The sequence below is a fragment of the Vibrio sp. Y51_MX_L26 genome (genome assembly GCF_024181935.1).
GTDB classification, from domain to species: Bacteria; Pseudomonadota; Gammaproteobacteria; order Enterobacterales; family Vibrionaceae; genus Vibrio; species Vibrio diabolicus.
The window spans coordinates 23,017-36,806 of the sequence record NZ_JAMZAS010000016.1; the positions used below are offsets into that span (position 1 = coordinate 23,017).

12 protein-coding genes are annotated in these 13,790 nt (G+C 47.1%); 4 read left to right on the forward strand and 8 right to left on the reverse strand.

Translation table 11 applies throughout. The features are described 5' to 3' along the window. Position 1: 1 nt before the first annotated feature. The 6 genes from NL645_RS21490 to NL645_RS21515 all read right to left on the reverse strand — a co-directional run bounded on the left by NL645_RS21490 (position 2) and on the right by NL645_RS21515 (position 7,566). Complete coding sequence (locus tag NL645_RS21490) at positions 2 to 205, reverse strand: DUF1656 domain-containing protein (RefSeq protein ID WP_140075941.1); 204 nt, start codon at positions 203 to 205, stop codon at positions 2 to 4. Next, positions 205 to 1,848, reverse strand: a complete 1,644-nt coding sequence (locus NL645_RS21495) for a TolC family protein (RefSeq protein WP_140075940.1) — start codon at positions 1,846 to 1,848, stop codon at positions 205 to 207. Before NL645_RS21495 ends, NL645_RS21490 begins: the two co-directional genes overlap by 1 nt. A 10-nt stretch (positions 1,849 to 1,858) precedes the next feature. After that, complete coding sequence (locus NL645_RS21500) at positions 1,859 to 4,033, reverse strand: FUSC family protein (protein ID WP_140075939.1); 2,175 nt, start codon at positions 4,031 to 4,033, stop codon at positions 1,859 to 1,861. 388 nt (positions 4,034 to 4,421) lie between these two features. Further along, positions 4,422 to 5,291: a DMT family transporter gene (locus NL645_RS21505; RefSeq protein ID WP_253652375.1), complete on the reverse strand. Its 870-nt coding sequence runs from the start codon at positions 5,289 to 5,291 to the stop codon at positions 4,422 to 4,424. A gap of 141 nt (positions 5,292 to 5,432) precedes the next feature. Continuing rightward, positions 5,433 to 6,401 carry an HTH-type transcriptional regulator YidZ gene (gene yidZ, locus NL645_RS21510; RefSeq protein WP_024702169.1) on the reverse strand — a complete coding sequence of 323 codons (969 nt, stop codon included), beginning with the start codon at positions 6,399 to 6,401 and terminating at the stop codon, positions 5,433 to 5,435. Further along, positions 6,376 to 7,566, reverse strand: a complete 1,191-nt coding sequence (locus tag NL645_RS21515; RefSeq protein WP_253652376.1) for an MFS transporter — start codon at positions 7,564 to 7,566, stop codon at positions 6,376 to 6,378. Before NL645_RS21515 ends, yidZ begins: the two co-directional genes overlap by 26 nt. A 132-nt stretch (positions 7,567 to 7,698) precedes the next feature. On the opposite strand from NL645_RS21515, the gene NL645_RS21520 reads away from it, so the two are divergent. Beyond that, positions 7,699 to 8,169, forward strand: coding sequence for a GNAT family N-acetyltransferase (locus NL645_RS21520; RefSeq protein ID WP_170902733.1), 471 nt, complete (start codon positions 7,699 to 7,701; stop codon positions 8,167 to 8,169). A gap of 25 nt (positions 8,170 to 8,194) precedes the next feature. Then, the gene (locus NL645_RS21525) at positions 8,195 to 8,650 is read left to right on the forward strand and encodes a GNAT family N-acetyltransferase (RefSeq protein ID WP_253652377.1); all 456 of its coding nucleotides are present in this window, start codon (positions 8,195 to 8,197) and stop codon (positions 8,648 to 8,650) included. A gap of 10 nt (positions 8,651 to 8,660) precedes the next feature. Here the strand turns inward: NL645_RS21525 and NL645_RS21530 are convergent, their stop codons facing one another. Next, complete coding sequence (locus NL645_RS21530; RefSeq protein WP_005484189.1) at positions 8,661 to 9,173, reverse strand: DUF2799 domain-containing protein; 513 nt, start codon at positions 9,171 to 9,173, stop codon at positions 8,661 to 8,663. A gap of 342 nt (positions 9,174 to 9,515) precedes the next feature. Further along, the gene (locus NL645_RS21535; RefSeq protein WP_253652378.1) at positions 9,516 to 10,190 is read right to left on the reverse strand and encodes a fructose-6-phosphate aldolase; all 675 of its coding nucleotides are present in this window, start codon (positions 10,188 to 10,190) and stop codon (positions 9,516 to 9,518) included. Positions 10,191 to 10,404: 214 nt separating this feature from the next. Between NL645_RS21535 and NL645_RS21540 the strand changes: the two genes are divergently transcribed. Together NL645_RS21540 and NL645_RS21545 are read left to right on the forward strand one after the other, a co-directional pair. Further along, positions 10,405 to 11,334 (forward strand): glycyl-radical enzyme activating protein, encoded by a 930-nt coding sequence (locus tag NL645_RS21540; protein ID WP_253652379.1) that lies wholly within the window; start codon positions 10,405 to 10,407, stop codon positions 11,332 to 11,334. A gap of 2 nt (positions 11,335 to 11,336) precedes the next feature. Beyond that, positions 11,337 to 13,760, forward strand: a complete 2,424-nt coding sequence (locus tag NL645_RS21545) for a formate C-acetyltransferase/glycerol dehydratase family glycyl radical enzyme (RefSeq protein ID WP_253652380.1) — start codon at positions 11,337 to 11,339, stop codon at positions 13,758 to 13,760. Positions 13,761 to 13,790: the final 30 nt, after the last annotated feature.

Consider the following 13,790-nt stretch of genomic DNA (forward strand, 5'->3'; position numbering starts at 1 on the left):
CCTAAAATTGAATATAAAAGCTGTCGATGGCCACCACATAACCGACCATGATGGCAATAAACGTCAGAGACGGAAAAGCGATGAAGCGAGACAAACGTGTCTTGTTCAATATCATCACCGTTATCCATGTTGCCGTGACGGCGAGAAAGAGCACCAGTAGCGCAGGAGAAAAGTAAATGTCTCCCCAAGAAAGTTCATGAGGCATTAGAGATCCTCCGTTTTGTTCTCATCACTGGTCTCATCCGGAGTTTCGAGGCGCAAAGGCGGCAATACGCGGTTTTCTTCATTTAAATAACCATCCCAGTCAGTTCGTTCTGTCATTTGCTTGGCAATAGATTCACTGAGGAAGGGTTTGCCTGTTTGGGTTTGCCAGCCTCCACCTAGGGCTTTGTAGAGCGCTACAACTTGGTTCGCGACGTTCCCTTTGATCGTTGCGTAGCTGTCTTCTGCACGGGTCATTTTCTCTACCGAGTTGAGCAGACGTTCAAAAGAGATTTGGCCGTTTTCGTACTGCGTCATGGAGATGTTGAATGCACGAATGGAAGAGTTGACCGATTGCAGACGTAAATCTTTTTGCTGCAAATACAGGTCATACGCTTCGATCGCATTGGTCACTTCGTTCACGGCTTGCAGCACTTTTTTGTTGTAGTTAGTCAGTGTTTCTTGGAAGCGAGCATCTTCGAAACGAATGTTATTTTTCACGCGCCCGTATTGGAAAATGTTCCAACTGAACGTTGGGCCAACCACCATGGTGAGCGAATCGCTAAAACTGAAACTGCTGCCATCGGGAACCGTACTGTCGATACCGATAGAACCGAACAACGAAAAGCTTGGGTACAGAGCGGTTTCCGCCACGCCAATTTGCGCACTCTGCGCGCGAGCTTGCATCTCAGAGACTTGCAAATCTGGACGTCGCATCACTAAGTTTGCGTCCACTTGGGTATCCAATAGCGGTGGGCGCGGCACAATGGAGCGCTCGTCGGTGCCCGATAACGCCGATTTTCTGCCTGTCGATTTGAACTGTTTTTCGTAGTCAGCAATTTGCTTATGCATTCCATCTGATTGCAGCAGCTCGTCTACTTCTTCCGGTAATGCACCTAGTAATAACGCCAACGCGGTACGTGATTGTTTCATCGCGACTTCGAGACTCGGTAATGCCGCTTTGGTAGTATAGAGTTGGTTTTTCGCCTGCTGAACGTCCAATTCTGTAACGTTGCCAGAGTCGAACTGCACCTGTGTAATGCGGACGACACGCTCTTGAATTTCGATGTTGCGACGAGACAGCAAAATGCGCTCTTGGAACGTGCGATAGTTAATGTAGTTACGCGCCACTTCTGCGGTGATGGTGACCATTATGTCGTGATACGACGCGATGGATGCGTAATAACCGGCTTCTGCCGACTCAATACCGCGAGCATACTTGCCCCAAATATCCATTTCCCACGCAGCATCAAACGACAGAGCGGCGTTGTTTACACCCTGATCATTCACGTAGGCACGCGCTAGATTTCCTGACACGGTTTGAACTTGCGGGTATTGCAAGCCAGTCGAAATGCCAAGCAATGAACGAGCTTGGACAATACGCAGTCCCGCGGCTTCTAAATCGAGGTTTTGTTTGCTCGCCAACTCAACCAGCTGATTGAGAGTTGAGTCATTAAATTGCTGCCACCATTGTTGTAGCTGTTGCTCTGATTGCTGCGTATCTTTGGCTGCTTTTTGCACCGACCAGTCACTTGGCATTGGCGCCTGCTTTGGATGAACATAGTCTGGCCCCACAGTGGTACACGCACTGAGTCCGAGCAAAGAAAGTATGGCGAGGCTTGGTTTGGTTAGTTTTGGAAGCATCATATCCCCACCTTTAAAACCGCTTCTGTTGTAAGTTCACCCAATCGATATCCTCGTAGGTTTGCTTGCAATGCTTGATTGCTTCGAACACGTTCCGTTTTAAATTCAGCAAGATATAAAAACCGGCTATCTCAGAATAAGCGTAGTCAGATAAATCCAACTCACTAAAAAAATCTTCCAGTTTATCTTCGAATGTTTGGTAATCCTGACTGTATTGGTCGAATACGGAATCGAGTTCTTGTGTTGCTTGATGGCTGGCTAAAGCGCCCGCCATCAAAGGAATGATGGAATCGCGGTGTTGTTGGCGAAGTTGAGTAATCAACGGATTGGTCAGCAACTTTTTCTCGGCGGCCATTAAGATGTTGATATGACTACTGAGTACATCACACGCTTTGCTAAACGCGCCAATCGCTTCTGGCGTGGTTTTGTCAAAGTGTTTGTGGTTGATTTTCGAACCCCACACCTTGAGCTTTTTCGATGAAACGTTGAGCGTCACCAAATGCAAGGCCCGTTTGAGCGGCGTAATAATCGAGCTGGACTGCTTCTGATAGGAGTCAAACAGATCCCGAGTGTGCCTAAAATAGCGCTCTTTTATAGTCAAAAAGAGGTGTTCTGGTCGTGAGCTAAACGGGAAGTAGTGCGCGAAAATGATCATGAACACCACCATGTAGAACAGCAGCATGATCGTCATGAGGATCCCGAAGTGATAGAACATGTTGTTGTCTAAACCAAGAACAAACAAGCCCACCATGTAGAAAATCGTCACTGGCCCGTTGAACAGATAAAAGCCGATAAAAGTGTAGATAAAAATGAACAGGCCAAGTTCTAACCCGAGATCCAATTGCGGAAGAATGAAGACGTAAGAAGGCACCGCGAACAAGAAGCCGAAAGTGAACAGCACAAGCAACAAAATCGGGTGCACAGGCACGAACGACAGCAAAGACATAAACATGGTCGAGAAGACTACGAACGAGTAGCCGCCTGGTGGATTGAAATAAATCCAAATCAGTCCTGCAACCCAATAGGTGACAAAGGTCTTGACCGCGGTTTTAAAGTTTTCTGCGTCCCACCATAGAAACTTGCCTTTCGGTTTCGGCAGTGGCACGTCAAAGGAGACATTGTTCGTCACAGAGTCAATGCAGCTAATGCTCTCCGCCAAACGCGACAAGTTTTGATGCATGAGCCCCAAGAGGTGCCCCAGCATAAGCGCAGAGCCTTTCTCTAGGTGCGCTGCGTCTTCAAGCAACGCTTGGTTGTATTCGACTTTGAATTCTTGAGCACGAAAAGCGGGCTCTTTTTCGTCCCAGACTTGTTGGCAGGTATCAAATAGCGCGTCAATTTCCGCAACGGCTTGATCAAAGTTGCTGATGCTTTCACGGTCTTGCTGGTGGCTAAAGTGGCTGTGCGCCGCAACGGTCAATTGTTGCGTTACCTGCTTGTTCAAATGAACCGCCAAGCGCCACTCTTTCATGTAGGCCGACACGTCGCTGCATTCCACACTGACTGTAGCAAAACGCTGTTCGAGCGCATTTTGGGTGGCAAACATCTGTTCGATAAGAGAATCCACGCTAGGTTGTGGCTCTCCTGCTTCTGGATTTTCTTCTCCCTCTTGTTGAGGAGAGACTTGTCCTGCCGATTTTTGCTCGAAATTTTGCAGGATAGCGGTGAACAACGCGCGTTGTGCTTGGTTGAGTTGTTCGATGAGCTGTCTTAGATTTTGTTCTGTTTTGGTCGGGAATAAGAAAGTCCCCACGAGTGTGTAAACCACCACCCCAAACACCGTCATATAAGCGCGGTCAACGCCATAAAGAAACGCACCTTCTGCGTCACCGCCATTGGACATCATCAGCGTCATCACACCGGTCAGCATGAGTAACGTTGGATCTTTTTGATAGGCATTACGGAAGTAAAAAATGAAAGAGACCACAACCGACACGCTCAGCATGTACAGCAAGCGGTCTTGAGCAAACAATCCCACCAGTAACAAGCCAACGACGGCGCCAACCAACGTACCGAACACACGTAAGGTACCTTTGGCGAGGGATTCACGACGACTGCCTGTGGATGCAATCAGCATCACTGTGGTTGCGGCCGTCGATGCTTGCGGCCAACCCATGGCAAACGGGATTAGATAAGCCAGAGTCAGGCTAAGCGATACTTTAATAGCGAATTTTATTTTGTCGTTCATAGTGTCAAAGTTTGCTCAGGCTTATCGTTATAAGTTGATGAATTTCTTATGTGAATAATCAGAATCTTGTTCTGAATAAATTCGGGGGGCGGAATATAGCGGGTGAAAAAGTGTGCTTTGTAAACCCTTTGTCAAAACACAAAGTGCGTATTTGGCTCGATCTCGCGCTAGCCCTTGGCGTTATTGACGAAACGCCTAAAACGAGCAAAATCGCGATCTGTGACAATTCTCACTTTTGAAACAAAATCGTCGTGTTGTGTGAGCCCATTCTCACCTTATACCCTTCGCCTGATACTAAAGCAGGCCGCTCGTACCATCTGCAATGAGCTTTGCTGCTTTAAAAAGCATAGATGATGAATGGGTATTTGAGAGGGAAAGTTATTATTTTTTATCGGCTTGCCGATTGTTCGCTTGCTTTTTTGGATCGAGATAAAAAAACCAAAGCGATGCCACCAAGAATGATGCCACTGGTTAAAAGTGTGTGTAGTGAAAGAGGCTCGTGGAGTACGACGGTACCTAGCAGCAAAGCAATGGCTGGTACGGAAAGTTGACTGACTGCGGCTTGAAGTAAAGAGAGCTTACGCATGACTTGATACCAAAGCGTATAACCAAGGCCAGATGCAATGGCGCCAGACGTGATAGCGAGCAAGATTCCGCCCAGAGAGAGATGGATTGAGGACAGCATCAACGGCGATAGCAGTATGCCAATCATAGATGCAGCGATAAATCCCCACGTGATGCCACTACTTGGAGAAGGCGCTTGTTTGCCGAGCGCAGTAAACGCAGCCCAACAAACGCCAGAAATCAACATGAGAAGTGCAGAACTGATATCGGGGCGAGTGGTTGATGGCAACATTAACCAAACAAAGCCAACAATCGAAAGGCCGATACCGATGATTTCGAGAAACTGAAAGCGCTCACCTTGCCACCAATAGATGGCCAGTAACGTCAGTTGCACGGCACCAAACAAAAGCAAAGCACCGGTTCCTGTCGCCAGTTGTAAGTACGCGAAAGAGAAAAGGGCAGCGTAACCAAATAAAGCCACGCCAGCAAAAAAGCGAAAGCGAGAAGTTGGCCGATCGGTTTTCCACTGACCTCTCACGACAAGCAATGCGATTAAGGTAATCGCACCGGATATCAATCGGACGAGAGTGAAGCTTCCTGCATCAATCAACCCTTCGGCCAATGCAAGTCGGCACAATAATGAATTGGCGGCGAACGCCAGCATCGTAATAGCAGTGAGTAAAAAGGTCGACATCCTTGGCCCTTAACGCAGAAATATGGATTGAGTGTAGCGTCAAACGACCTTTTTCATTAGTTGATAAAGTGATTAGTTATAGCTGTCAGAGCGAGAAAATCATCAAAAATCACCAGAGAAAACCTGACCTTAGCCTAAGTGTTACTGTGGTAGGGATGGTTGTTCGTACAATGACTTGATGGTGTTTTTCAACCATAGCAATTTGGGATTGTACGCATTGCGTTTATGCCAAATCATGGTAAATGGAATCAGTAACTTGTCTTGTTGAGTTTGGTCTAACGGAATTGGCAAGCACACCAAATCGAGATGCAGCTTTTCTGTGTAGCTTTTGCAATAGTGCGGCGCGGTGGTGATCATGTCATGCGTGGGCTGCGCTGCCATAAAAAGGGATTGCTCAAAGTTGGACATCGTCAGCCCGATAGAGCGCTGTAGCCCTAGTTCCGTTAACACTTCATCCAACGCCCAAGTTTCACTTTTTTCCCAAACAATATTAATGTGTTGGTAGCTCAGAAAGGTCTCGAGATTCCACTCTTGCTGTAATGCCGGATGATCTTTATGTAAATACACCATCGGCAGGTCATAAAATAGAATCTCAAAATCCAAGAAATACGGCAGAAGATCCAACGACTCTTTCGATCTAGGGTGACTTTCTCGGCCGGTAAAACCGATATCCGCCTCGCCTCGAATGATGGCGTCGAGTGAATCGTAATCCCAGTTACTGGTTTTTACTTTCGCTTCAGGGTATCGCTGGTGGATAGCGACGATGAGTCTGTCCAGCACCGTGAGCACTAATGGCGACTCAATCGTGATATCAAAACGCACTCCTTTAGGCGTAATATCGCTGCGTTTTTCTGCAATCTGGCTGCCAATTTGCAGCCATTCTGCTAGATCTTGCTCCATGCTTTGCGCCAAAGGCGTTGGCGCAAGACCTTTAGGTGTTTTGACAAACAAAGGATCATCGAACCAATGACGAAGTTTGTTGAGCGACTTACTTACGGTAGAGGGCGTAACGTTCAGCTTTTTCGAGGCTTTCGAGACGCTTTGCTCTTGCAGCAATAATTGCAGAGTGAACAGTAAGTTTAAATCAAGTCGCGCTAGGGATTTCTTCATAATGGGTATCGTGAACAGGCTTTGGAATCAATAGTATTAGAGCAAGGCTGATTACGCTACCTAACACTAAGATAAACACCAACATATTCAGTGCACTAACGCCGATGAAACCCATAAACCAAATATAAAACGCGGAACTACAAACTTGAGCAATGCCCAGTAGTGAGCTCGCCACGCCAGCTTGTTGAGAGAATGGGCTGAGCGCTTGGCTCATGGCCACGCCAAAGCCACAAGCGAAGCCAGCGCAAATCAGCCCAAGTCCGAACACATAGTAATGAGATTGTCCATCATGGAAATGGGCAGCACTGAGCACGATGGCTGCACAAGCGAGCAATACTTGAGAGGTCATCATTAAAGTTCGCTGCTTAAAAATCCCCAATGCCAATGGCGCCGAGAACGAAATCAACATACTGATCGTCGCAGTCCCTGCCATGATGGAAGAATAGCCACCGCGATCAAAACCAAGCATGCTCATCACGACAATTGGTGAAGCGTTAACAAAGGTCAGAATGGTGGTCACTCCAAGTGCAGTAATGATCAGCCTACTGATAAAAAATCGCTCGAAGAAAGTCTCTTGATGGCTCTCTGGCGCTGTCTGTTCTTCACTTTGTTGGCTGGGTAGTGATTCCTTGAGAACAAAAATGGCCAATACACTGACGAGAATGCCCATTCCTGCCATCGTGGTAAACAAACTCGGCCAAGGAAATTTCAGCATAATCAAGTGACCAATCACGGGTGCGATCACTGGAATGATACAGGTGATGCCATTGAGCATCGACAATACTTTCGCGCGGCGTTCATCGTCTAACGTGTCGCGTAAAATCGCGAATGCGACGACATAGCAAGATCCAGCTCCGATGCCTTGGCAAAAGCGAGCAATCAAAAAAGTGTTTGGTTGCTCAGCCATCCCGCCGAGAAAAGACGCGAGCACGAAGATCATCGCGCCGACGACGGCAACAGGCTTTCGTCCCACAGAGTCTGCAATTTTCCCCGCGAATAACATGGTGGTAGCCATGCCAGCTAAATAGATCGAAAACGCAATATGCAACTGAGATTCACTGGCGTTGAGATCTGACGCAATTTGAGGCAAACCAACAAGATACAAATCAATGGCAGTAGGGTAGAGTAAAACGAGTGCAAAACTACAAAGTAAAAAACGGGACATGGAAACCTCTCTATCGAATGGCGAGGATAATAGAGTGCTAAACGTTTGCCTGCGAGTGGGAAATACGACACTAGGTATTTCTATTTACGACATACCCTGTATGAATTGAGCATAAAAACAACAAGGAAGATTATGATTACTATTGAAAAGTATTCGCCTGAGCGACATGAACAAACTTGCGAACTTAGCGTGCTAGAAGAGCAATCGCAGTTTACGGTCGCGGATGTGGGTGAAATGCTTACACGTCTTGAACCCACAGAGCTTCCGCATCTGATTTTGGCGGACGATGACGTGGTTGGCTTTTTTCTATTTGATGCTGCTTACAACGAGAAATACGATTTTTGCTCGAAAAACAGTTTAGGCGTGCGTGCTTTGCTGGTGGATCACCGTCATCAAGGCAAAGGCATCGCCAAGCAAGCCATTCAACAGTTTGCCGATTTCGCCAAACGCCATTATCCCGAGTTTGATGCGCTTTATCTCACCGTGAATTGCCGCAACATACCTGCTTATCAGTGCTATTTAAAATCAGGGTTTGAAGATACCAATGAGCTTTACCACGGCGGCCCCGTTGGACCGCAGCACATCATGATGCAGCCGCTTTAACTAGAAAAATACCAAGGATGGAAAGATGAGAATTGAAATCGACAATTTAGAACGGCCGCAGGTGATTGCGTTGTTGGAAGAGCATTTACAGGACATGTACGCGACATCGCCACCAGAGAGCGTGCATGCGTTAGATGTAAGCAAGTTGAAGTTGCCTTCAATCACGTTTTGGACGGGCTGGGATGGTGATCAGCTATTGGGATGTGTGGCAATGAGCCAACTAGAAGGTGGTCACGCAGAGTTGAAATCGATGCGTACGACACCATTGGCGAGAAAACAGGGCGTGGCATCCCGCTTACTCAATCACGTGATTGAGCAAGCGAAACATCAGGGGATACAACGTTTAAGTTTGGAAACTGGGTCGATGGCATTTTTTGAACCCGCGCATCGCCTATATGAAAAACATGGCTTCGCGTACTGCGAGCCGTTTGATGACTATCAACCTGATCCAAACAGCCGCTTTATGACCCTAGCGTTGTAGCCCGTCGCGACTAAAAGTTAAAGTAGTAATTAGCTCCTGGCGAGATGAGTGATGCACGCTCACGCGCCAGTTGTTTTCTTCTCTCTCTAATACGCTTCGCGTTGTCTTTATCTAAGTTTGCATCCAATTGATGATCAAGGCGTGATATCTCCGCATCTAATGCGTTAATGCGTTGTTGACGCTGATATTCTTGATGGCCTAACTGATAGTTTTTAAGGAAAAGATCGTTAGAGCAAACGCCATAGTAGGTTTTTCCTTCTACACCCACCGTGTAACCATTGTCTGGCGAACAGTAAAGAATGGTGCCTTTATCAAAACCGTCTTGCCACTCAACGTGATTTGGCGTTACGCCTGCTTCGCGACAGTCTTTAATGTATTCGTACAAAATGTTTGGGTTGTTGCCTGAGCGGCCATCTTGGTAGCCGACGCGATACCAATCTGCGGTTTGGCATTGTTCTGGCGACATGCTGCTACAACCAGAAAGTAATGCAAACATGGCAAAGAGAAGCGCAATGCGTTTCATGAAGTGGATTCCTTGTTACTGCGTTAGGTTCGCTGATTATAAATGAACAGTGTTCATTTCCAATAGATAAAATTAATAATTACAGACTTATTGATGCGTTGCGCTTGTGAGCTTGTCGGCTTGAAGCAAAATTTTTTTCTCGTGGAACGAGCGTTTTTCGTCAGTAGTGATGTTACGAATAGAGTAGTTTGCGTGAAGGTAGAGGCGAGATTAGTGAGGTGGGAATCTCTTCGTAAGCCGTATCTATAAACAGTTGCCTGCGCGAATTTTACTTTTTCTCAGAGATTCCCATATCAAAAGCCCCTCGGTCGAGGAGGAATGGGACTTTCGATAATTTTACGCTTAACTTTCAAATGAAAGTTTATTGCCAAACGCGGATTTCCAGTCTTTATCAAATTGATCGACAGCCGGCTGAACTGCTGGATGAGAAAACATCTGCGCGGCCACATCGATAGGCAAGGTGATCGCTTCAATGCCTAACTTCATCACTTCCATCGCTTGTTGGGTATTCTTAAAACTCGCTGCCAAAATTTTTGCAGGCAGTTGGTTTTGATCCAGTAGCAATTGCAGGTCTGCGACCACTTCTACACCGTTTCCGTTCATCGCATCAATACGGTTCACATAAGGCGCAAGATAGTCAGCGCCGCACAATGCCGCAAGGAAACCTTGCTGAGCAGAGTAAATAGCAGTGGCGAGTACTTGAATTCCCTCTTTTTTCATTAACTTAATTGCCGATAAGCCTGTTTCGGTTGCTGGCACTTTGACGACCATATCATAAGGTAATTCATGGATTTGGCGCGCTTCTTCCACCTTGCCTTCTACAGTTGTGCTCACCACTTGAGCATGGAAACGGGGTGTGCCCCCTAGCGCTTCTTGCATGCCAGCTAAGGTTTGGTTCAAGCCTTGTTTTGACTTCGCCAAAATACTTGGATTTGTGGTTACCCCTTTCAGAGGTAGGCATTGGTTAAAGCGTTTTACTTCTGCCACGTCAGCAGTATCTAAATAGAGTTCGATCATGGGTTCTACCTTATACAAAATCTTCGTTTTGATGATGGGATCACTATAGATCTGACAATCCGCTGAGATCTTGATTTTGATCAATTGTAATTTCAATTGAAACTATAATAATTTCACAAAACGAAAGTTAAGTGGCAATATTTCATTATCAAGTGAAGCTTTCAGAAAAAGAAAAGCGTGAAAAGTAGAAGAGCAAACCAAGAGGCGGACAGCAATGTATTTCAATATTCAGAGGTTCTCGACTCACGATGGTGATGGTATTCGCACCATTCTGTTTCTGAAGGGATGCAGTTTGTCCTGCCCTTGGTGCCAAAACCCAGAAAGCCGCAGTGAAAAGCACTCTCTGCTGTTTGATGAGCGCAGTTGTATAGCGGACTGCCAGCTTTGTGTGTCGGCTTATAAACAAACCGTAAACGGCGACATGGCGAGCGATGGTATCCGACGCATTGACGATCAAATCATCATCAATCGAAAAGCCATGAGCGAAGCGCAGATCATTGCGCTGCGAAACGTATGTCCAACACAAGCGCTCAGCATATGTGGAGAAGCGGCGAAATCGGACGACTTGTTTGAAGTGTTGATGAAAGACAAGCCTTTTTACGATCAAAGCCAAGGTGGCGTGACGTTTTCTGGTGGCGAGCCGCTGATGCAGCCAAATCTTGTGGCAGAACTTGCCGAACGTTTGCATCAAAACCACGTGTCTACGGCGGTGGAGTCGTGCATGCATGTTCCGTGGAAAAACGTAGAAAAAGTCGCGCCGTATATTGATTGCTGGTTAGCGGATCTTAAACACACCGACGAAGAAAAGTTTCTCCGCTGGGCGAAGGGATCGTTAAGCCGCATCAAAGACAATTTTAGAAAATTGGCACCGATTGCAAAACGCATTGTGATTCGCGTGCCAGTTGTGCCGGGCTTCAATGACACCATTGATGAGCTCAAAGCGATCATTGATTTCGCTGCTTCATTAGAAAGCTGTCAAGAACTTCACTTGCTGCCGTATCACACCCTCGGCATCAATAAATACCGTTTGCTCGATATGCCTTACGAGTGTTCTGACAAACCATTAAATAATCCAGAACTGCTAGAAAACGCAATGCAATACGCAAGCGAACATACTCAACTTAACGTGATTGTTAGAGGTTAACCATGGACCTACATACCCTTCCTGAGCGAATCAAAGCCCACAAATCTGCACTGGTCAACATCGTAACGCCGCCTATCTGTACTGAGCGCGCAGAGGCTTATACTCGAGCGTATCAGGCAAATGAAGACAAACCTGTGATTGTGCAACGAGCGTTGGCGTTACAAGAGCACTTACGCACTCGCACCATTTGGATTAAGCACGACGAGCTGATTGTCGGTAACCAAGCGAGCAAAGTACGCGCTGCGCCGATCTTCCCTGAATACACGGTGCGTTGGATTGAAGCGGAAATCGACGAACTGGCCGACCGACCTGGGGCTGGTTTTGCGGTAAGTGAAGAAGACAAACAAAGCATTCACGCCATTACGCCATACTGGCGCGGTAAAACGGTTCAAGATCGCTGCTATGGACTCTTTACCGACGAGCAGCAAGAGATCTTAGCCAGCACCATCATTAAAGCCGAAGGCAACATGACTTCGGGCGACGCGCACCTTGCGGTGGATAACGAAAAAATCCTGAAAGTCGGTATGAACGGTCTGCTGGATGAGGTTCGTCAGCATCGCGCTAATAACGACGTGTCGACGTATGAAGGGTTGAAGAAAGAGCAGTTTTATAAGTCCGTCGAAATTGTCTTGCTTGCGATTCAGGAGCACATCGTGAGTTACGCCGATCTCGCTCTGGAAATGGCACAAAACGAAACTCGACCAGAGAGGAAAGCGGAACTGGAGACAATCGCAGAAAACTGTCGTCATGTGGCTTTCCATGCGCCAACCAACTTCTGGCAAGCTCTGCAACTGAGCTATTTTGTGCAGTTGATGTTGCAAATTGAATCGAATGGCCACTCTGTTTCATTCGGTCGGATGGACCAGTTCCTAAACGACTACTATGTGCGTGATCTTGAAAGTGGTGCGATGAACAAAGCGTTCGCCCTTGAGCTATTGCAAAGCTGTTGGTTGAAATTGCTTGAAGTAAACAAGATTCGCTCTGGCGCGCACTCAAAAGCGTCGGCAGGTTCTCCGCTGTATCAAAACGTCTGTATCGGAGGCCAAAAGCTAAATGAGGATGGGGAACCTGAAGACGCCGTAAATCCGCTATCTTGGGCGATTTTGGAGTCTTGTGGTCAGCTACGTTCCACACAGCCGAACTTGAGTGTTCGCTATCATGAAGGTCTGAATCAAGAGTTCTTGATGGGCTGTATTGAAGTGATCAAATGCGGATTCGGTATGCCTGCATTCAACAACGATGAAATCGTCATTCCAGAGTTCATCAAGCTAGGTGTCGAGAAAGAAGACGCTTACAACTACGCGTCTATTGGCTGTATTGAAACCGCTGTTCCAGGCAAATGGGGTTACCGTTGCACGGGCATGAGCTTCATTAACTTTGCGCGTATTTTACTGGCTGCGCTTAACGAAGGTGTGGATGCAACGACGGGCAAAGCCTTCTTGCCGCATGATAAGTCGCTAGCAAAAGGTAACTTCGAGAGCTTTGAGCAAGTCACCGCTTCTTGGGCGAAGCAAATTCGCTACTACACACGTAAATCGATAGAGATCGATACCGTAGTCGACAGTGTGCTTGAGCAGCAAGCGCAAGATATTTTCTGCTCATCGCTGGTGGATGACTGTTTGTCGCGTGGTAAAACCGTAAAAGAAGGCGGAGCGAAATACGATTGGGTATCTGGCCTGCAAGTGGGCATCGCCAATTTAGGTAACAGTTTGGCGGCGATCAAACATTTGGTGTTTGAAGAAGCGCAAATCAGCCAAACGGAACTGGCAAAAGCATTAGAAGAAGACTTCGATGGTATTGAGAACGAACAACTTCGCCAACGTTTAATCAACTTCGCGCCAAAATACGGCAATGACGACGATTATGTCGACCAATTGCTGGCTGATGCTTACCAAGTTTATATCGATGAGTTGGCGCAATTTGTCAACACACGTCATGGGCGCGGACCAATTGGTGGTGGCTACTACGCGGGAACATCGAGCATCTCTGCCAACGTGCCATTTGGCGCATCCACGATGGCAACACCAGATGGTCGAAAAGCGAAAACGCCACTGGCGGAAGGCGCAAGTCCAGCATCGGGCTCTGACCGTTTGGGACCAACGGCGGTGTACAACTCAGTCGGTAAAATTCAAGCCAATAAAATCTTGGGTGGTGTGCTGCTTAACCAGAAGTTAAGCCCAGCGGCTGTCGCTTCAGAAGGGGATAAGCTCAAGCTTTCAATGCTGATTCGTACCTTCTTTAATCACCACAAAGGTTGGCACGTGCAGTACAACATCGTCTCTCGTAAAACCTTGCTGGCAGCGAAGAAGAACCCTGAGCAATATCGTGACCTTGTCGTACGAGTTGCGGGCTATTCAGCCTTCTTTACCGCGCTATCACCAGACGCGCAGGATGACATCATCGCTCGTACCGAACACGAGTTGTGATGGCCTCAACCCCTGTTAATGCAGAAGGCA

Coding starts and splice junctions, on each gene's coding strand:
- NL645_RS21490 (WP_140075941.1), bottom strand. CDS start 205: ATGCCTCATGAACTTTCTTGGGGAGACATTTACTTTTCTCCTGCGCTA.
- NL645_RS21495 (WP_140075940.1), bottom strand. CDS start 1,848: ATGATGCTTCCAAAACTAACCAAACCAAGCCTCGCCATACTTTCTTTG.
- NL645_RS21500 (WP_140075939.1), bottom strand. CDS start 4,033: ATGAACGACAAAATAAAATTCGCTATTAAAGTATCGCTTAGCCTGACT.
- NL645_RS21505 (WP_253652375.1), bottom strand. CDS start 5,291: ATGTCGACCTTTTTACTCACTGCTATTACGATGCTGGCGTTCGCCGCC.
- yidZ (WP_024702169.1), bottom strand. CDS start 6,401: ATGAAGAAATCCCTAGCGCGACTTGATTTAAACTTACTGTTCACTCTG.
- NL645_RS21515 (WP_253652376.1), bottom strand. CDS start 7,566: ATGTCCCGTTTTTTACTTTGTAGTTTTGCACTCGTTTTACTCTACCCT.
- NL645_RS21520 (WP_170902733.1), top strand. CDS start 7,699: ATGATTACTATTGAAAAGTATTCGCCTGAGCGACATGAACAAACTTGC.
- NL645_RS21525 (WP_253652377.1), top strand. CDS start 8,195: ATGAGAATTGAAATCGACAATTTAGAACGGCCGCAGGTGATTGCGTTG.
- NL645_RS21530 (WP_005484189.1), bottom strand. CDS start 9,173: ATGAAACGCATTGCGCTTCTCTTTGCCATGTTTGCATTACTTTCTGGT.
- NL645_RS21535 (WP_253652378.1), bottom strand. CDS start 10,190: ATGATCGAACTCTATTTAGATACTGCTGACGTGGCAGAAGTAAAACGC.
- NL645_RS21540 (WP_253652379.1), top strand. CDS start 10,405: ATGTATTTCAATATTCAGAGGTTCTCGACTCACGATGGTGATGGTATT.
- NL645_RS21545 (WP_253652380.1), top strand. CDS start 11,337: ATGGACCTACATACCCTTCCTGAGCGAATCAAAGCCCACAAATCTGCA.